This window comes from Haloprofundus salilacus (assembly GCF_020150815.1).
GTDB classification, from domain to species: Archaea; Halobacteriota; Halobacteria; order Halobacteriales; family Haloferacaceae; genus Haloprofundus; species Haloprofundus salilacus.
On the sequence record NZ_CP083723.1, the window covers coordinates 1477397 to 1495207 of the forward strand.

Here is a 17811-nt window from a genome sequence, read left to right on the forward strand (position 1 = left end):
CGCCGACTCGCGAGTACGTCGCTTCGAATTTACTCCCGCGAGTACCGTATCTCGACGCGTTCGCCGCTCTCGGCGGCCTCGTACGCCGCGGCCGTCACCTGCACGTCCCGCAGTCCCTCCTCGCCGTCCGGAGCGATTTCCCCTCCCGTGAGCACCGCGTGCGCGAAGTAATCGAACTCCTCGCGAATCTCGCTCGTCTCCGGGCCGTCGACCACCGCGCGAACGTCGTCGCGGTAGACGCTCACTCGGCGCGCGTCTTCGGTGCCGAACGCGGAGTCGGAGAGTTCGACCCTGCCCTCGGTCCCCCGAATCGAGAGGTGGCTCTCCCGGTAGCCGGAGAACCCGGCGGTGAAGGAGGCGGTGACGCCGTCGGGAAACTCCAGTTGGAACGCGATCTGTTCGTCCACGTCGGCGAAGACGCCCTCGCCGCGCGTCGTCGCGGTGACCGCCACCGGGTCGGCGTCGACGAGGTAGCGCGCCGTGTTCAGCGGGTAGACGCCCACGTCCATCAGCGCGCCCCCGCCCGCGAGGTCGGCGTCGAGCCGCCACTGGTCCGGTCCTCGACTCCCGCCCAGCACTTCGAAGGCGAACCCGCCGTGCAGTTGGAGCGGGTCGCCCACGCCGCCCTCACCAACAAGCTCGCGGAGTCGGCGCACGACCGGGTCGAACTGCATCCGGTAGGCGGTCATCAGCGGCACGTTCGCGTCCTCGCACGCGGCGACGGCGCGCTTTGCTCCCTCGACAGTCGCCGCTAACGGCTTTTCGGAGAGAACCGCTTTCCCCTGCCCCGCCGCGGTCTCGATGGCTTCGGGGTGGAGCGCGTTCGGCGTGACGACGTAGACGGCGTCGTATGCGTCCGTCGCCGCGCCGTCGTGGTACTCCTCGTATGTGAGAACGCGCTCGATACCGTGTTCCTCGGTGATGTCCTCGACGTCTCCGGGCGACCCGGTGACGAGCACCGTCGCCTCGGCGTAGTCGCCGTCGGCGATGGCGGGGAGCGCCGCCTTACGGGCGAATCCACCGACGCCGACGACGGCGAATCGGACGGTTCCGTCAGGTCCGTCTGTCCCGGTGTCCCAGTCGCGCCGCGTCAGGTCGTCGAAGTAGTCGTGGACGTGCATACGTCGCGTACGGCGGCCAACACAAAAGTGATACTTCGACGGTCGGTTCGCGCCGACCGACTGTCGTCAGTCCCCGACGTCGGCTCGGAAGTCGGTCGTCGAATCGGTCGCGGAACGCACCCGCCAGAGGCGTTCAGCTGTCGGCGCGGAGCAGGTTGTACGCCACCAGCAGCCACGCCGTCGCGTACGCGCCGACGAACAGCAGTCCGCCGAAGAGACCGTTGAGACCGTAGAAGATGGCCCCCTGCGATATCGACGGACCGGTTCCGGCGAACGCGAGACCCGCGACGCGGAGTTCGGGCGCCTTCGCCCACCCGCTCAACAGAAGCGCGACGCCGAGCGGCAGCGACGCGCCGATGAACGCGACGTTCCCGGCGAGAAAGCCGTAGGCGGCGTACTGTGTGAGCGTCGCCATTCCGAGCATGTCGAAAACAACCTGCACGCCGGCGCTGACGAGACTGAGCGCCATCCCGCTTCCGGTGCCGAGCACGCCGAGCCACCAGTAAGCGCCCTTCGCCTCTTCGTGATACAGTACGAACCCGACGAGCGCGACGAGAAGCAGCAGGATACCCGCGACGAGTAACCCCTGGTCGACGACGAAGACCGTGTTCTGTACGTCGAACACCACGTCGCCGCCGGCGGTCACGTCGCTGAGCGCCCGCCGGAGCAGGCTCGCAGTGACGAGGAGCGTCCCGAGGAACGCGGCGACGCCCGCGAGGCGCCGCGACGTTCGGTTCAAACGACGGTTCTCCCTGTCTGAGATGGTGGTACTGGCCACGGTGTATCAACCGAGTCACTCGGTAGGGGCTAGCCGGACGTTCGGCCGGCGGGACCATAAATCCGCGACCGACTCTCCGACCACGTCGCGACGGCGGGAAAAATCGTCGTCCCGGAGACGACTGTCTCCGACTCTCACCGCGACGTCAGTCGCGGGTTACTCACTCGTCTTTCGTCTTGATGTCCGCCGACAGCCCCTGCGCCATCTCGATGTCGTAGGAGTTGTTGAGCGTCCACGCGGTGCGCTCGGTGACGGCTTCGATGATCTCGCGGGCCGAGGGGTAGCCGTTACCGGACTTCTTGACGCCGCCGAACGGCAGGTGGACCTCTGCGCCGATGCACGGCAGGTTGCCGTAAGCGAGACCGACCTCCGCGTAGTCGCGGAAGTGGTTGATCTGGCGGTAGTCCTCGGAGATGATGGCGCCGGCGAGACCGTACTCGGTGTCGTTCTGAATCTCGACGGCCTCCTTGATGTCGCCGTCGTACTTCAATAGCGCGACGTGGGGACCGAACACTTCCTCGTGCGTGCAGCGCAGGTCGTCGTAGGGGTCCGCCTCGTAGACGAACGGACCGATCCAGTTGCCGTCCTCGTGGCCCTCTGGAATCTCGCTCTCGTCGAGTTCCGTGCGGTCGACGAGGACGTTGGCGCCCTCCTCTTTGGCTAACTCGTTGTACTTCGAGACCTTCTCCTTGTGTTCGGGTTCGATGAGCGGTCCCATGAACGTGTCCTCGCTGAGCGGGTCGCCGACGGCGATGTCCTCGGCGATGTCGACGAAGCGCTCCTTGAACTCGTCGTAGACGTCGGCGTGGACGACGAGGCGCTCGGAGGAGACGCAGCGCTGACCGGTCGTCTTGAACGAGGACATCACGGCGGAGTGAACGGCCGTGTCGAGGTCAGCGTTCTCGGTGATGACGATGTTGTTCTTGCCGCCCATCTCGGCGGCAACGAGTTTGCCCGGTTCGCCGCCGACTTTCGAGGCAATCTCCTGGCCGACCTCCGCGCTGCCGGTGAAGAGGACGGTATCGACGCGCGGATCCTCGACGATGGCCGCGCCGGCGTCGCCGAAGCCCTGCACCATGTTGAACACGCCCTCGGGGATACCGGCGTCCTCGAACATCTCTGCGATGACCTGGCCGCACCACGGCGTCTGCTCGGCGGGTTTCCAGACGACCGTGTTGCCCTCGACGAGCGCGACGGCCATGTGCCAGAACGGGATGGCCACGGGGAAGTTCCACGGCGTGATACAGCCGATGACGCCGCGGGGCTTGCGGCGCATGTAGGCGTCTTTGCTCGGAATCTCGGAGGGAACCACGTCGCCTTTCGGGTGGCGAGCGTCGCCGGCGGCCCACTCGACCATGTGCGCGGCCTCGACGACGTCGGCTTTCCCTTCGCTTATCTCCTTGCCGCACTCTTTGGTGACGATTTCGCCGAGTTCGTCGGTGCGCTCACGGAGTTCGTGGTAGATGTCCCACAGGTACTCCGCGCGTTTGATGTGCGAGAGGTCGCGCCACTCGTCGAACGCCTCCTCGGCGGCTTCGAGCGCGCGGTCCACGTCCGCCTCGGTGCCGCGTCGGAACTCGCCGAGCGTCTCGCCCGTCGCCGGGTTCGTGCTCTCGAACGTCTCCTCTCCCTCGCCGTCGGTCCATTCTCCGGCGATGTACTGCTGGTAGATACCGCCCGTCTGTTGACTCATACGGTGACAAAATTTGCGACGGGGGTACTTAAAAGACACCCGGTCACGGGAAGCGTCGCCGCGTCCTCTTCGAAAGGTCGGCTGACAACCGACTTCCGTGTCGAACCGTCCGCTCCGCCGACCCGTGGGCGAGTGAACAGGCACAGCCGTCATACGTTTGGACGCCCACCGTGGATACATGGACGAGCACTCCCTCGAAGACGCGCCCGACTCGCTGGACGAACCCGCGCTGAAACGGATCCGGGCGGTCGCCACGTTCCTAGACGAGTCGGTGAGAGTTCCGGGTATCGGCTACCGAATCGGGGCCGACCCCATCCTCGGCGTCCTGCCGGTCGCCGGTGACCTCGTCTCCGCGGGTCTGTCGGTGTACATCGTCGCCGAAGCGGCGAACCTCGGCGTCCCGCTGAACAAACTTCTCCGGATGATCGCCAACGTCACCGTCGACACCGTCGTCGGCTCGATTCCGGTCCTCGGAACGCTGTTCGACGCGGTGTGGAAGGCGAACGTGAAGAACGTCGAGATGGTCGAAGACCACCTCGAATCGATGGCGGAGTCCTCGGACTCGGACGGTCTCGAGCGCGACCCGGTGAAGATAGAGATCGAGGAGGAGTAATCGCCCACGGGCGGACTACTTCGAGCGGACTACTTCGGGTCGCCGTCGAGCGTCGCAGAGAACGGTAGCGACGGTTACGACGCGCGTTTTTCGATCTCGCCTTTGACCGCCGCGGCGTCGAAGTCGTGGTCGGGGCGGATGTTGACGAAGTCGAGAAACTCCAGCGCCGCGAGCACGTCCTCCGTCGAGTACGCCGAGAGCGCGGAGCCGACGGTCGCCGACGGGCCGATGAGCGGTTCCAGCGCGGCCAGTCCGCAGGCGATGTCGTACGACCGGGCGTCCTCGCGGCCGTCCTCGCGGACGCTCGTCGCGTCGATGAAGTAGAGTTCGCCGTCAAGGATGAGCACGTTTTCGCTGCGCAGGTCGCCGTGGGCGAGGCTGTTGTCGTGTAGCGTCTTCAGCGCAGCGAACAGGTCCGGCGCCAGTTCCCGCTCCCGTTCGCGGTCCAACTCGTCGAGCGACCGGAACTCGGGGAGGTACTCGAGGATGACGACCCCGAAGCCATCGATTTCGAGCGCTTCGACCGGCTCCGGTGCGTTGATGCCGATCTCGCGCATCCGTTTTGTCGCCTCCAGTTCGTGTTCGGCCATCTGGTACGGCGTGCCGAAATGTTCGAAAAAGCCCTCGGTGCCGCTGGAGAACGCGCCGAGGTTCCGTCCCGTGGTGAACAGCGCGTGGACGAGCGAGTTCTGCCGACTGATTATCTTGACGAACCACTCGTCGTCCAACACGAGCGGCGTCGACAACCAGTTGTCCGCGTCGAGAAACCGGACGTGGACCTCCTCTCGGTCGAGTCGCTCCGCGAGCGCGTAAACGACTCCTTCGAGGCGGTCCCAGTCGATTCGGCCGCGGACCAGACGGCGGAGTTCCATCGGCGTGTGAAACGCAGGCAAACGCAATAAGTGACACCCCGTGCGTCGGCGAAACGACAGCGAGACGGACAGTACCGACGACGCTTTCGAATTCCTCACGGTCGTTCGCTGACTTTATCACTCGTCTCCCCGGAGTCGTCGGTATGGACTTCGAACTCTCTGCGGAGCACCGGATGATTCGCGACAGCGTCCGGGAGTTCTGCGAGGAGGAGATCGCCCCCATCGCCCAGGAGGTCGAGAACGAACACCGCTTCCCCGCGGAGGTGTTTGAGGAACTCGGTGAACTCGACATGATGGGCGTCCCCATCTCCGAGGAGTACGGCGGTCTCGGCGGCGACCAGCTGATGTACGCGCTCGTCACCGAGGAACTCGGCCGCGTCTCCGGCGGCATCGGCCTCTCCTACGCCGCGCACGTCTCGCTCGGGTCGAAACCCATCGAGATGTTCGGCACCGACGAGCAGAAGGAGCGCTGGCTCACCCCGTTGGCGTCGGGCGAGGCAATGGCCGCGTGGGCGCTCACCGAACCCGGCAGCGGGAGCGACGCCAGCGACATGGACACGATGGCCGTGAAGGAGGGCGACGAGTACGTCCTCAACGGCACGAAGCAGTTCATCACGAACGCTTCTGTCGCCGGGAGCGTCCTCGTGAAAGCCGTTACCGACCCCGGCGAGGGCTACGACGGCATCTCGACGTTCATCGTTGACCCCGAGGAGGATGACGGCTTCGAGGTGACGACCGTCTGGGACAAGATGGGCTTGAACTGCTCGCCGACCTGCGAGATTTCGCTCGACGACGTACGCATCCCGGAGGACCGCCTGCTCGGTGAGGAGGGTGAAGGCTGGAAGCAAACCATGAAGACGCTGGACGGCGGACGAATCTCCATCGCCGCGCTCTCGACGGGTCTCGCGCAGGGAGCCTACGAGGCGGCGAAGCAGTACTCGGGCGAACGCGAGCAGTTCGGCCAGCCAATCTCGAAGTTCGACGCCATTCGCGACAAGGTCGTCGACATGTACCGCAAGACCGAGCGGGCACGCCTGCTGACCCACAAGGCGGCCGTCCGTTACGACGCGGGCGAGTCGGTGACCACGGAGTCGGCGCTGGCGAAACTCGACGCCAGCGAGGCGGCCCGCGAGGTCGCGGAGGACGCCGTGCAGGTGCTCGGCGGCTACGGCTACACCGAGGACTTCGCGCCGCAGCGGTTCTACCGCGACGCGAAACTGATGGAGATCGGCGAGGGGACGAGCGAGATTCAGCACCTCGTTCTCGGTCGGCAACTCGGTCTCTGAACGGGGTCGACCCGCCGACGTAACGGTTCGATCGTCGACCAGTGGATTTTATATTATAGTTCCTCATCGAGTAGCTGAAACCGAAGTTTCGCGCTTCGAACAGAACGCAGATGGTCTCCCTCACCGCTCCCATCGCGCTGCTGCTGCTCTCCGGAGCTGTATGTACGCTCGTCGCTGTCGCGGTTTCGAGCGCCGCGGACGGCTACTCGGGGAGGGTTCGGTACCCGTTCGCGGCGCTGTCGGCGACGGGGACCGTCTGGGCGGTTTCGTACGCCGCACTCCTTCTGGCGCCGACGCGGTCCGAGATGGTGCCGTGGTTCCGACTCGTGCTCGCCTGTACGGCGCTCGTCTCGACGCTTTGGTTCGTCTTCGTCCTCGCCTACGCGGGGCACGAGCGGTTCGGGACGCGCGAACTCACCGCTGCGCTCGCGGTCGAACCGCTCGTCGTCGTCGGATTCGCCACGACCGGGAGTTCGCTCCTCGTCCGCGACACCGTCGTCGAAGCAGCGGCCGGATACACCACGCTTGCGCTGGTCCCCGGCCCGCTGTACACCGCGCACGTTCTCTACTCGTTCCTGTTGAACGCGGTGGCGCTCGCGCTGCTCGCCCGACTTTTCGTGCGGTCGAAGGGCGTCTACCGCAAACAGGTGGTCGTGCTGGTGCTGGCGGCGCTCATCCCGCTCGTGAGCGCCCTGCCGACGGTTCTCGACATCGGTCCCGCGCTCGACTTCACGCCGATGACGTTCTGGCTGAACAACGGTCTCATCCTCCTCGCACTGCTTCGGTATCGCCTCCTGGACGTGGTCCCCGGCGCGCACTCGCACCTGTTCGAGCGACTCGACGACGGCATCGTCATTCTCGACCCCGACCGTCACGTCGTCGAGATGAACCGCGCGGCCTGCAGTGCGCTCGGATTCGAGCGTACTCCCGTCGGCGTGCCCGCGGCAACCGTCCTCCCGAGGGCGTCGGCGGTGCTCTCGCTACTCGACGACGACGAGGACCACGTCGAACTCGTCGTCGACGACGGAACCGAGCGTCGAATCCTCGACGCGACGGCGGCGGCGGACGGGCCGAACGGAAGCGCGATTCTCGTCTTCCGTGACATCACCGAACGCCGCCACGCCGAGCGACAGTTCCGTGCGCTCATCGAGAACTCCCACGACATCGTCGTCGTGCTCGACGCGGCGGCGAACTTCGAGTACGTCAGCCCCTCAATGGAGGCGGTGATGGGCTACGAGCCCAGCGAACACGTCCACGAACATCCGTTCGACTACATCCACCCCGACGACCGCGAGCAGGCGATGACGGTGCTGCAGCGCGCGATGGCGTCCGGTACCCCCGAGCGCGCCGAGTACCGGTACCGCCACGTCGACGGCACCTGGCGGACGTTCGAGGCCGTCGGCGTCAGCCTGCTCGACGACCCGGCGGTGGAGGGTATCGTCATCAGCGCACGTGACGTGACTGAGCGTCAGCAGTACGAGCAACGACTCCGCGTGTTGAACCGCGTGCTCCGGCACGACTTGCGAAACGACATGAACGTCGTCCTCGGGTACGCCGACTTGCTCCGCGAGAACCCGAGCGCGCCGGAGGTGCACGAGTACGCGCGGAAGATTCACCACCGGGCGGCGTCACTCGTCGATCTCGCCGACCGTACGCGGTTTGTCGACCGGACGCTCAACCGAGCGCCCGAGGAGTTCGGTGCAGTCGATGTCGCGAGACTGGTCAACGAGGAGCTCGCCGCCGCGCGCCGAAACCACCCCGATGCGACGTTCTCCGCCAGCGCCTCCGGCGAGCACTGGGTTCGCGGCGACGACCGGATCCGCGTCGCCATCGGAAACCTCCTTGAGAACGCGGTCGAACACAGCGACCAGGAGTCACCCACAGTCGACGTCGGCGTCGAAACTACTGTCGTCGACGACAGCGGGACGATCGTCGAGGTCTCCGTCGCCGACGACGGTCCCGGCATCCCGGACGTAGAGCGGAGCGTGCTCGAATCGGGCGTCGAGACGCCGCTCGAACACGGCAGCGGCGTCGGTCTCTGGCTCGCGAGTTGGATCGCCACCGAGGCCGACGGCGACCTCGGATTCGCCGAGAACGATCCGCGGGGAACCGTTGCCACGCTTCGCCTCCGCGGGGCGACGCCGGAGAGCGAGGAATGCGAGAGAGACACTGAGAACGAGGAATGCGAAGAAACCGTCGGCAGCGTGTCTCGATCCGAGGACTAACCGCAGCGGTCGACCAGGGTGTCGGGTCCGGCGTTCTAACGCGCGTCGCCCTCACGCCTCGAACTCGTCTTCGAGCAGTCCGTAGTGCAGCAAGTCGCGATACTCGCCGCCGACGTACGCCTCTTCTCGGTGCGTTCCTTCGAGCGTGAACCCGGCTTTTTCGAGCACACGCTGCGAGCCAACGTTGTGGTCGTACGCCTCGGCGACGACTTTGTGCATCCGGCGCTCCTCGAACGCGTAGCGCGCCACCGTCCGGACGGCGTCGGTGCAGTAGCCGTTGCCCCACGCCTCCGGCGTTATCATGTAGCCGAGTTCGGCGTTCCCCCATGTCTCGTTCGACTGCATTCCGACCACGCCGACCGGATCGCCGTCGACGCAGACGAGAAACTGGTCGTCGCCGTCGTCGCCGACGGACTCCAGCCACTCCGTCTCCTGCTGGCGGTTCTTCGGCCGCGAGGCTCCGAGCGTCGACCACACCTCCGGGTCGTTGACGAGTCGCTGCAGGAAGTCGACGTCTCCCTTTTCGACGGTCCGAAGTTCGACGCGTTCGCCTCGGAGAAAGATCGGTCCGGGCATAGGTGAGGCTCTCGGCGCGCGCTACTGAATCGTTCGGTGGTGTGTCACGGGTTCGCGCCCTATCAGGGTCGAACGAGTATCATCGGGTCGTCGCCGCCGTCATCGTTTCCGGCGATTTCTCTGTCGTCGCCGTCGTCTCTGACATTGTTCACGTCGGTATCCTCGCCCACGTCAACCCGCATCTGTGCGGCGTGAACCGCCTGCAACGCCGCCAACTCGGTGTCCGACAGCGACAGCGCCGACGCGAACTCCGGCCAGACGTGCGACGGTACCGAGAGCAGATAGCGTTCCGTCTGCCGCTCGACGACCGGATTCTCCGCGAACGCCTTGCGCCACTCGTAGACGATGTCGTCGACGCCGGGGAGGTCGCGGACCGACCGTTGGTGTCGGGCGACCAGTTCGGACAGTCGCTCGGGCGTCGTCTCGTGGTCGGCGGCGACGCTCGATACGAGGTCGGCGTCGAACCCGTCGAGGGGGTCGCGCGTCATAGTTCGAACGAGGGTCGAGGCGGGCGAAAAAACCTCCCGCTCGGGGAACCACCTAAACCGTTCGCGGCCCGAGATACGCCATGGACGCCCGAACTGGGTTCGTCACCCAGATGAGTATGGACCTCGACGCGGCTATCGAGGCGGCCGCCGAGTACGAGTTCGACTTCGTAGAGGTGATGATGGACGGCGACGCCGAGCGGCGCCGCCTCGACGACCGGGCCGACGAAATTCGGGGGGCGCTCGCCGACCGGGACCTCGACCTGCTGGTCCACCTGCCGTTCGGCGGTATCGACGTGGGGTCGCCGTTCGAACACGTTCGGGCGGGCACGGTCGCCGAGCAGAAAGCCGCCATCGACGCCGCCGCGGCGCTCGGTGCGGAGAAGGGCGTCCTCCACCCGACGACCGACGCGTGGTCGCCCGCGTGGGACCGCTCGTCGCTGCGGAACAACGCGCTCGACTCGATACGCGAACTCGTCGCGCACGCGGACGAGCGCGGGTTCGAGGTCTGCGCCGAGAACATACCCAGAAGCATCTTCCGAACCCACGAGTTTCCCCAACTGCTCGCCGAGACGGAGGCGTCGATGACGCTCGACACCGGACACGCACGGATGGACGGTCGCGACTCCGGCGGCATCGCGGCGTTCGTCGAGGAACACGCCGACCGAATCAGCCACGTCCACCTCAACGACACACGGCAGGCCGCGGACGAACATCTGCCGTTCGGCGCGGGGAACCTCGACTTCGATCAAATCCTGGGCGCGTTCCCTGACGAGTGGCGAGGGACGCTCTCGCTCGAAGTGTTCACGTTCGGTTTCGACTACATCAAGACGAGCAAGCACCAGCTCGACGCACTGCTCGCTGAGCGCTGAGTAGCATCTCCGACGGTCCCCGAATCACAGCGAAACCGTAACGGAACCGTCCGGATTGATGGTAGCCGCTCGCATACCGTCGCGTATGACACGGATCCTCGTCACCGGCGAGACGCTCATCGACTTCATCCCCGACTCGTCGGGTCGCCTCGCGTCGGTCGAGTCGTTCTCCCGACGACCCGGCGGCGCGCCAGCGAACGTCGCCGTCGCGCTGTCGCACCTCGACGCGCCCATCTCCTTCTGGACCCGCCTCGGAACCGACCCGTTCGGCGACTACCTCGCCGAGTTCCTCGACGAACAAGGACTCTCCGGTGAGTACGTCGAACGCGACCCGAACGGGAAGACGACGCTCGCGTTCGTCAGTCTCGGCGACGACGCCGACAGGGAGTTCAGCTTCTACCGCGACGTGGCCGCCGACGCCCGACTCGAACCCGGCACCGTCGACGACGCCGCCCTCGCGGAGTTCGGCTGGCTCCACGCCGACGTGCTCTCGCTTGACACCGACCCCTCTCGGACCGCCGTCCTCGACCTGCTCGAACGCGCCGGGGAGGCGGACGTCACCGTCTCGTTCGACCCGAACGCCCGCCCCGAGCGGTGGAGCGAGTTCTCCTACCGCGAGTCGGTGCGGAAGGGGTTCGCACTCGCCGACGTGGTGAAGGCGACGCCCGAAGACCTCCACGAAGCGGGACTCACCGGCGACGCTGCAGAACTGGCGCGCGAGATCTGTACGTACGGTCCACACACGGCGGTCATCACGCTCGGCGACGCGGGGGCGTACGCCTACGCGACGCCCAACGCGCCGTGGACCGACGACGAGGAGGCGGAAGCGACCCACGAGGGCTACGTCGTCGACCCGGTCGACACGACCGGCGCGGGCGACGCGTTCACCGCGGGCGTCGTTGCAGCGTTATCGGAGGGTGAGTCGCTCGCCGAAGCGCTCGCGTTCGCCAACGCCGTCGCTGCGGTGACGACGACCGAACCCGGCGCGATGACGGCACTCCCGAGCAGAGCGTCGGTCGCCGAGTTCAGGAACGAACAAGCCGAACTCTGAGCCGACACCGGCGCTCAGAGCCGAGGCGTGAGTCGTCGCCGCGAAGCGAGAACGGCCGCGACGCCGATTAGAACGAGGACACCCGCCGCGCCGAACGTGTAGACGTACCCGATTCCGTCGGCGAGCGCACCGCCGAGCGCGCTCCCGACCCCGCCACCGACGCCCGCGAGCGCCGCGTAGACGCCGAAGGCGTCGCCGCGAACCGATTCGGACGCGAGGCGCGAGACGAGGCCGGTTGCCGTCACCGAGATGACCGCCCACGTGAAGCCGACGAGCGCGAACAGCACACCCGCGACGACGAGTCGCGTCGTTCCCGGCACGGCGAGACCGACGAGCGCGACTAGCGGAAAACAGGCGGCGCGCGTCGTCAGCGCCCCCGACTGCAGGAGGTGGATGTCGTGCTCAGCAGCCATCTCCCCGGCGCGGACGTATAACACCGCCGACCCGACGCTCGAGAGGACGAACAGCGCGAATATCTCACCGGTCGCGTAGCCCGCGTCGGTGAGATACGCCGGGAGCGGCCCGAAGAACACCGAGAACGCGACGAAGCAGAGCGTCACCGCCGCGAGGTAGCGGACCAACTGCGACGGAAAGCGGTCGGTGACGGCGTCGAGGTTCACCGAACGCAGCGACCAGTAGAGTCTACTTGGGCCGAACGGCACCGCGCGAACGTACCGACCGGCGCCCCAGCCTCGGCGGTGCGGCAGGTCGTGGTACGCCTTCTCGAACTTCCCAGCCGATATCGTCGGTCGGGGTACCAGACCCGGACGGCGACAAATCCCGTCGCGGCCGCGAGCGCGCTGAGGAGGAAGAACGCGCGCTGGGCACCCAGGGGTGAGAGGTCGACGAATCGCGGCGCGACGGCGGTCCACCCGGCACCCGCGAGCAGGCCGGCGAGCCAGCCATACCCCTGGTAGTGGTTCAGGAGTCCGAAGCGGCGCTCCCACCTGTCGGCGGGGACGCCCTCGACGACGATGAGGTTCAACACGGGTGCGGCCGCCGACACCGCGAACCATAGCGCGGCGTTGAGCGCGAGCACGACCCACGGCGTCGAGGCGAGCGGCAAAATCGCGAGCACGCCCGCCGTCGCCACCAGTGCGACCTGGACGAACGGTCGCTTACGGCCGGTTTCGCTCGCGATTTTGCCCCAGAGAATCGCGCCCGGGACCCCGGAGAACGCCGCAGTCGAGGCCATCAAGCCGACGAGCGTCGCGCCGGCGCCGAGTTCCAGGGCGTAGAGGGGAATCAGAAGCGACGCCGCGCCGACGGCGGCGTATCCCGTCGCCCAGCCGTAGAGCCAGCGGTCAGAAATCACGTACAGAGACAGTCTCTCCGACCGATAAGTGCTTTTCGTCGAGGGCGTGTCGACGCCGGGTGTGTCGTCGCCGAGCGTCCCTCTCGAATCGTGTTTCGTTGTCACTGTCGCAACGAAAGCGGACCGCATAAGTACCGAACGCCGACTTGTTTGCGCCAATGGTAGGGGCACCATGACGGGTAAACGAACAGAGTCGGACTTCGTGGAGTACGGTATCGAAGACAAACCACCGCTGGGCGAATCCCTCTTTCTCGGGCTACAGCACTATCTTACGATGGTCGGTGCGAACATCGCCGTGCCGCTGATTCTGGCGGCCGCACTCGGTATCCCAGATTCGCTCATCCCGCGCTTCGTCGGGACGTTCTTCGTCGTCTCCGGCATCGCGACGCTGGCGCAGACGACGTTCGGCAACCGCTATCCCATCGTACAGGGCGCGCCGTTCTCGATGCTCGCGCCCGCGCTGGCGGTCATCGCCGTCGCGAAGACGGGTAATCCGCCCGGCGCGGACTGGCAGGTCGCACTGCTGCAGCTACAGGGGGCCATCATCGCCGCCTCGCTGGCCGAAATCGTCGTCGGCTACTTCGGATTGTTCGGCCGCCTTCGGCGGTTCGTCTCGCCGGTGGTCATCGCGCCGACCATCGCGCTTATCGGTCTCTCGCTGTTCAACGTCCCTCAGATCACCGCCGCGACCAACGACTGGTGGCTGTTGGGGCTGACGCTCGGTCTCATCGTCCTCTTCTCGCAGTATCTCGACAGCTCCGCTCGCATCTTCAAACTCTTTCCCGTTCTCCTGGGCGTCGTCACGGCGTACGTCGTCGCCGCCGCGTTGAGCGTTGTCGGCGTCTATCAGGCCGGAATGCCCGGCTTCGTGCCGCTCGGCGAGGTGCTCGCCGCACCCGCGTTCATGCCGATTCATCCCTTCCAGTGGGGGATGGCCGGCGGCGCGAACACCGTCGCGCTCACCGTCCCCGTCGTCGGATGGTCGCTCGTCTTCGGTATCCCGCAGTTGACGCTCTCGTTCGTCGTCGGGATGCTCGCGGGCGTCGCCGCGTCGATGGTTGAGAGCTTCGGCGACTACCACGCCGTCGCTCGTCTCTCGGGTCTCGGCGCGCCCAGCGAGAAGCGCATCAACCACGGCATCGGGATGGAGGGCATCATGAACGTCTTCGCCGGGGTGATGGGTGCCGGCGGTTCGACCTCCTACTCGGAGAACATCGGCGCTATCGGCATCACGGGCGTCGCCTCGCGCTACGTCGTGCAAGTCGGCGCGGCGATGATGCTCGTCGTCGGCTTCGTCGGCTACTTCGGCCAACTCGTCGCGACGATTCCCGGCCCCATCGTCGGCGGGCTGTTCCTCGCGATGTTCGGCCAGATCGTCGCCGTCGGCCTCTCGAATCTGGAGTACGTCGACCTCAACTCCTCGCGAAACGTCTTCATCGTCGGCTTCGCGCTGTTCGCCGGACTCGCGATTCCGGCGTACATGGGCAACGTCGCTGCTGCGAACCCCGACGTCAGTGGCGCGGAAGCGTTCCGGCAGGGAATGCAGAACGTCGCGCTCGTCGGTCCCATCCTCGGGACGAAACTCGTCGGCGACGTGCTGTACGTCGTCGGCAGCACCGGGATGGCCGTGGGCGGCCTCATCGCGTTCGTCCTCGACAACACTATCGAGGGAACCCGCGCCGAGCGCGGTCTCGAATCGTGGGAGGAGGCCGCCGAGTCCGACGAGGAGTTCGCCTCCGCCTACGACCGGTTCGTCCGAAGCGACGAGACGGCGACGACGAAAGCCGACTGAGCGACGCTCGAATCGAATCGTCTCGAACGCCCCGCCTGCCGCCTTCCCCACCTCTTTTTGCGTCGCTCCCGTCGAGACGAGCATGACGCTCGACTTGCCACTGTTGGGACTTGGCACCTCCGGTAACGACGACATCGAAGAGTGCGCAACGACAGTCGCCGCGGCGCTCGATATCGGCTACCGCCACGTCGACACCGCCCAGATGTACGACAACGAGGAACCGGTCGGGACCGGGATTCGACAGAGCGACGTGGACCGCGAGGACGTGATTCTGGCGACGAAGATTCATCCCAAGAACCTCGCGCCCGACGACGTGCGCGAGACGGCGCGAAAGAGCCTCGACCGACTCGGCGTCGACTCGGTCGACCTGCTCTACGTCCACTGGCCGACGCACGCCTACGACGCGGAGGCGACGCTACCCGTCTTCGACGAACTGCGCGAAGAGGGAGTGACCGACCACGTCGGCGTGAGTAACTTCACCCCCAAACTGCTGGACGAAGCGCGCGAGATTCTCGACTCGCCCATTGCGGCCCACCAAGTTGAGTGTCACCCGCTGCTCCCGCAGGAGGAACTGCGCGCCGACGCCCGCGAGCACGGCTACTCGCTCGTCGCGTACACGCCGCTCGGACGCGGGAAGATATTCGACGAACCAGAACTCGTCGAGGTCGCCGAAAAGCACGACGCGAGCGTCGCGCAAGTCTGCCTCGCGTGGTCGATTGCCCAGGACGCCATCGTCCCGATTCCGAAGTCGACGGGCGAACACGTCGCCGAGAACTTCGCCGCGCAGGAGCTAGAGCTGGACGAGGAGGATCTGGCGACGATAGACGGTATCGACCGGCAGAAGCGTGTTATCGACCCCGATAGCGCGCCGTGGAACTGAACCGAGGGGCGTGAACTGAGACGGCTCTCGGGTACCGTTTGGCGAACAGGCCGCGCGAATCCGCGTCGCGGAGGAGCGCGCCGCGCACCCGCCTTGACTCCCCCGCGACCGTTCGTCAGGTCACGGGTGCGGATGGTCCCGCCATCGTACTTCAACTCTCGCGACGGGATGACGCTCGTCGACCCCTGCGTTGCGCTCGCACTCCGACGCTCAGCGCCGGCCGCCTCCGTTCACCAACCCCGCCCGCCCGAGCGCAACCAGAATCAGGTAGCCGATCATCCCGACGACAAACATCAACACGGGGATGACGAACGGGCCGAACGTCGAAATTAGCGCCTCTACCGGTCCGAGTTGGAGCACGAGTTCGGCGATGGTTGACGAGGCGACGGACGCGACGACGAAGTCCACAATACTCGAAGAAGGAAGTCAGGAGAGTTAACTCTCCGGGCGGTCGTCGCCTGTCGACGGGTCGACTGTCTCCCTGGTCCCACCGTCGGCGACGCGCTCGACAGCGGCCGTTGAAGTCGACTTCGGCTTCGCTTCCGCGGCGTACTCGACCGTCACGTCTCGCTTCGGGAACGGGATTTCTATCCCTTCGGTGCCGAGCGTCTTATACACTGCGCGGTTGAGATTATGCGTCGCCCGCGCCTCCTGCGTCGGACTTCGAACCCAGCAGAGCAGTTCGTACTCCAGCGCGGAGTCGCCGAACCGGCGAAAGCGCATCCGCGGTTTCGGCGAATCTAACACCAGCGACTCCTCCTGGGCGATGTCGACGACGAGCGCCTCGAACTCGTCGATGTCGGTTCCGTAGCCGACGCCGACGGGGACGCGGACGCGTTTTCGGTGCTGCGGCGCAGACTGGTTGACGATTTTCGCGGCGTTCAACACCGAGTTCGGCACCGTGACGAGTACCTCGTCGCGGGTCAGAAGCGTCGTCGATCGGACGCCGACTTTCACCACCGTCCCCTTCTCGCCGCTGTCGAGGACAACGAAGTCGCCGATTTTGTACGTGTCGTCGAAGTAGAGCGCGATGCCGCCGAAGAAGTTCGCGACCGTATCTTTGGCCGCGAAGCCGACGGCGATACCCGCGATACCCGCCGCGCCGAGCAGCGGTTCGACGCTTATTTCCCACAGCGACAGAATCGCCGCGACGGTGCCGACGAGGACGACGAGCGTCCAGACGTTCGAGAAGACGGGGGCGAAGTCGAAGCGTGACCCCTGTTCGTTCATCCCCTCGACGACGCGATTGACCACCCGATTCAGGGCGTACGCCCAGACGAGGAGGATGACCGAGAGCGACGGCCTGCCGAAGAACGTCGCGAGGTCCTCGGGCGTGAAGAGGACGGCCTGGGTGACCGCCGGGAGCTGCGTCAGCAGATAGACGCCGGCGAGCGCGGCCGTGACGACGAGCGGCGGGCGGAGTTCTTCGACGAGGACGTTGTCGAACCTCGTCTCGGTCCCGGCGACGAGTCGGCGAGCGAACCGAAGCACGACGAACTCCAGAACGAACGCGGCGAGAAGCGACGCGCCGACGACGAGCGCCGTCGCCTGCCACGCCGGTAACCCGTCAAGCGACGCGGCGAGTGCTCCGAACATGCGCCGACATAGCAACCACCCGTGATAATGGTTGCTGTCGGTGAAACAACGGAAAACGGACGGGTTTTACATCCGGAGCCGAAACGGCGTGCCATGCTCCGTACGGGCCACTACGGCGTCTCGCTGCTCGTCTTCGCGCCCATCGGCTACGCGCTCGTCGGCGCGGGGGTGACGGCCCCCGCGTTCGTCCTCGGCGCGACGATGCTCTGGCTCTCGATGCTCCCCGACGTGGACCACAGACTCCCGGGCATCGCCCACCGCGGACCAACGCACACGCTGCTGTTCGCGGCGCTCGTCGGCAGCCTGTTCTGGGGCGTCGCCGCGGTAGTGACGGATTCGTTCGGTTCCGTCGCCGTCTCGCTCGGCGACGCGAGCGTCGGCCTCGCCGTTTTTGCATTCGCCGTCGGCTTTCTGACCGTCGTCGGCCACCTCGTCGGCGACGCGCTCACGCCGATGGGTGTCAACTTCCTCTGGCCGTTGTCGGGGAAGGGATACTCGCTGTCGCTGACGACGGCTGATAGCTCGGGTTGGAACTACGGCCTGTTCGTCCTCGGCGTGTTCGTCACCGCGGCCTGGGTCAGCACCGTGCTGGGACTGGTCTGAACGAGACGTTTTCGCCGTGTTCAGGGACGCACGATTAAGTACGGTCTCGCCGA

18 protein-coding genes are annotated in these 17811 nt (G+C 66.2%); 8 read left to right on the forward strand and 10 right to left on the reverse strand.

Annotation, left to right across the window (positions count from 1 at the left end; translation table 11 throughout):
- Nucleotides 1-29 precede the first annotated feature (29 nt).
- From gfo6 to LAQ58_RS07565, 3 genes are all read right to left on the reverse strand, one after another.
- A complete protein-coding gene (gene gfo6 / locus LAQ58_RS07555) occupies nucleotides 30-1121 on the reverse strand; it encodes a D-xylose 1-dehydrogenase Gfo6 (RefSeq protein ID WP_224449987.1) in 1092 nt (363 codons plus the stop codon).
- Nucleotides 1122-1254: 133 nt separating this feature from the next.
- Nucleotides 1255-1860 carry a hypothetical protein gene (locus tag LAQ58_RS07560; protein ID WP_224449988.1) on the reverse strand — a complete coding sequence of 202 codons (606 nt, stop codon included), beginning with the start codon at nucleotides 1858-1860 and terminating at the stop codon, nucleotides 1255-1257.
- A gap of 199 nt (nucleotides 1861-2059) precedes the next feature.
- Complete coding sequence (locus tag LAQ58_RS07565; RefSeq protein WP_224449989.1) at nucleotides 2060-3592, reverse strand: aldehyde dehydrogenase family protein; 1533 nt, start codon at nucleotides 3590-3592, stop codon at nucleotides 2060-2062.
- Nucleotides 3593-3770: 178 nt separating this feature from the next.
- Here LAQ58_RS07565 and LAQ58_RS07570 point away from each other — a divergent pair, with 178 nt between their 5' ends.
- Nucleotides 3771-4205, forward strand: coding sequence for a DUF4112 domain-containing protein (locus tag LAQ58_RS07570; protein WP_224449990.1), 435 nt, complete (start codon nucleotides 3771-3773; stop codon nucleotides 4203-4205).
- Between the two features lie 74 nt (nucleotides 4206-4279).
- On the opposite strand, the gene LAQ58_RS07575 is transcribed toward LAQ58_RS07570, so the two are convergent.
- Complete coding sequence (locus tag LAQ58_RS07575) at nucleotides 4280-5077, reverse strand: RIO1 family regulatory kinase/ATPase domain-containing protein (RefSeq protein ID WP_224449991.1); 798 nt, start codon at nucleotides 5075-5077, stop codon at nucleotides 4280-4282.
- Nucleotides 5078-5220: 143 nt separating this feature from the next.
- Here LAQ58_RS07575 and LAQ58_RS07580 point away from each other — a divergent pair, with 143 nt between their 5' ends.
- Entirely contained in the window at nucleotides 5221-6363 is a 1143-nt protein-coding gene (locus tag LAQ58_RS07580; protein WP_224449992.1) for an acyl-CoA dehydrogenase family protein, read from the forward strand.
- A gap of 110 nt (nucleotides 6364-6473) precedes the next feature.
- Entirely contained in the window at nucleotides 6474-8588 is a 2115-nt protein-coding gene (locus LAQ58_RS07585) for a histidine kinase N-terminal 7TM domain-containing protein (RefSeq protein WP_224449993.1), read from the forward strand.
- A 51-nt stretch (nucleotides 8589-8639) separates the two neighbouring features.
- Here LAQ58_RS07585 and LAQ58_RS07590 read toward each other — a convergent pair whose 3' ends face one another.
- Both LAQ58_RS07590 and LAQ58_RS07595 read right to left on the reverse strand, forming a co-directional pair.
- On the reverse strand, nucleotides 8640-9164 hold the full coding sequence (locus LAQ58_RS07590) for a GNAT family N-acetyltransferase (RefSeq protein ID WP_224449994.1): 525 nt from the start codon (nucleotides 9162-9164) through the stop codon (nucleotides 8640-8642).
- A 62-nt stretch (nucleotides 9165-9226) separates the two neighbouring features.
- Nucleotides 9227-9652 (reverse strand): DUF8048 family protein, encoded by a 426-nt coding sequence (locus tag LAQ58_RS07595; RefSeq protein ID WP_224449995.1) that lies wholly within the window; start codon nucleotides 9650-9652, stop codon nucleotides 9227-9229.
- Nucleotides 9653-9732: 80 nt separating this feature from the next.
- Between LAQ58_RS07595 and LAQ58_RS07600 the strand changes: the two genes are divergently transcribed.
- Both LAQ58_RS07600 and LAQ58_RS07605 read left to right on the forward strand, forming a co-directional pair.
- Nucleotides 9733-10521, forward strand: a complete 789-nt coding sequence (locus tag LAQ58_RS07600; protein WP_224449996.1) for a sugar phosphate isomerase/epimerase family protein — start codon at nucleotides 9733-9735, stop codon at nucleotides 10519-10521.
- A gap of 85 nt (nucleotides 10522-10606) precedes the next feature.
- The gene (locus tag LAQ58_RS07605) at nucleotides 10607-11572 is read left to right on the forward strand and encodes a carbohydrate kinase family protein (protein ID WP_224449997.1); all 966 of its coding nucleotides are present in this window, start codon (nucleotides 10607-10609) and stop codon (nucleotides 11570-11572) included.
- A gap of 14 nt (nucleotides 11573-11586) precedes the next feature.
- Here LAQ58_RS07605 and LAQ58_RS07610 read toward each other — a convergent pair whose 3' ends face one another.
- Both LAQ58_RS07610 and LAQ58_RS07615 read right to left on the reverse strand, forming a co-directional pair.
- Nucleotides 11587-12192, reverse strand: a complete 606-nt coding sequence (locus tag LAQ58_RS07610; RefSeq protein WP_224449998.1) for an MFS transporter — start codon at nucleotides 12190-12192, stop codon at nucleotides 11587-11589.
- Nucleotides 12189-12887 carry an MFS transporter gene (locus LAQ58_RS07615; protein ID WP_224449999.1) on the reverse strand — a complete coding sequence of 233 codons (699 nt, stop codon included), beginning with the start codon at nucleotides 12885-12887 and terminating at the stop codon, nucleotides 12189-12191. The genes LAQ58_RS07610 and LAQ58_RS07615 overlap by 4 nt, the downstream gene beginning before the upstream one ends.
- Nucleotides 12888-13059: 172 nt before the next feature.
- Between LAQ58_RS07615 and LAQ58_RS07620 the strand changes: the two genes are divergently transcribed.
- On the forward strand, nucleotides 13060-14679 hold the full coding sequence (locus LAQ58_RS07620; protein ID WP_224450000.1) for a uracil-xanthine permease family protein: 1620 nt from the start codon (nucleotides 13060-13062) through the stop codon (nucleotides 14677-14679).
- Nucleotides 14680-14761: 82 nt separating this feature from the next.
- Nucleotides 14762-15559, forward strand: coding sequence for an aldo/keto reductase (locus tag LAQ58_RS07625; RefSeq protein WP_224450001.1), 798 nt, complete (start codon nucleotides 14762-14764; stop codon nucleotides 15557-15559).
- Nucleotides 15560-15769: 210 nt separating this feature from the next.
- Here the strand turns inward: LAQ58_RS07625 and LAQ58_RS07630 are convergent, their stop codons facing one another.
- On the reverse strand, nucleotides 15770-15967 hold the full coding sequence (locus tag LAQ58_RS07630; RefSeq protein ID WP_224450226.1) for a hypothetical protein: 198 nt from the start codon (nucleotides 15965-15967) through the stop codon (nucleotides 15770-15772).
- Nucleotides 15968-15994: 27 nt separating this feature from the next.
- Nucleotides 15995-17155 (reverse strand): mechanosensitive ion channel family protein, encoded by a 1161-nt coding sequence (locus LAQ58_RS07635; RefSeq protein WP_224450002.1) that lies wholly within the window; start codon nucleotides 17153-17155, stop codon nucleotides 15995-15997.
- Nucleotides 17156-17248: 93 nt separating this feature from the next.
- On the opposite strand from LAQ58_RS07635, the gene LAQ58_RS07640 reads away from it, so the two are divergent.
- Nucleotides 17249-17758: a metal-dependent hydrolase gene (locus tag LAQ58_RS07640; protein ID WP_224450003.1), complete on the forward strand. Its 510-nt coding sequence runs from the start codon at nucleotides 17249-17251 to the stop codon at nucleotides 17756-17758.
- Nucleotides 17759-17811: the final 53 nt, after the last annotated feature.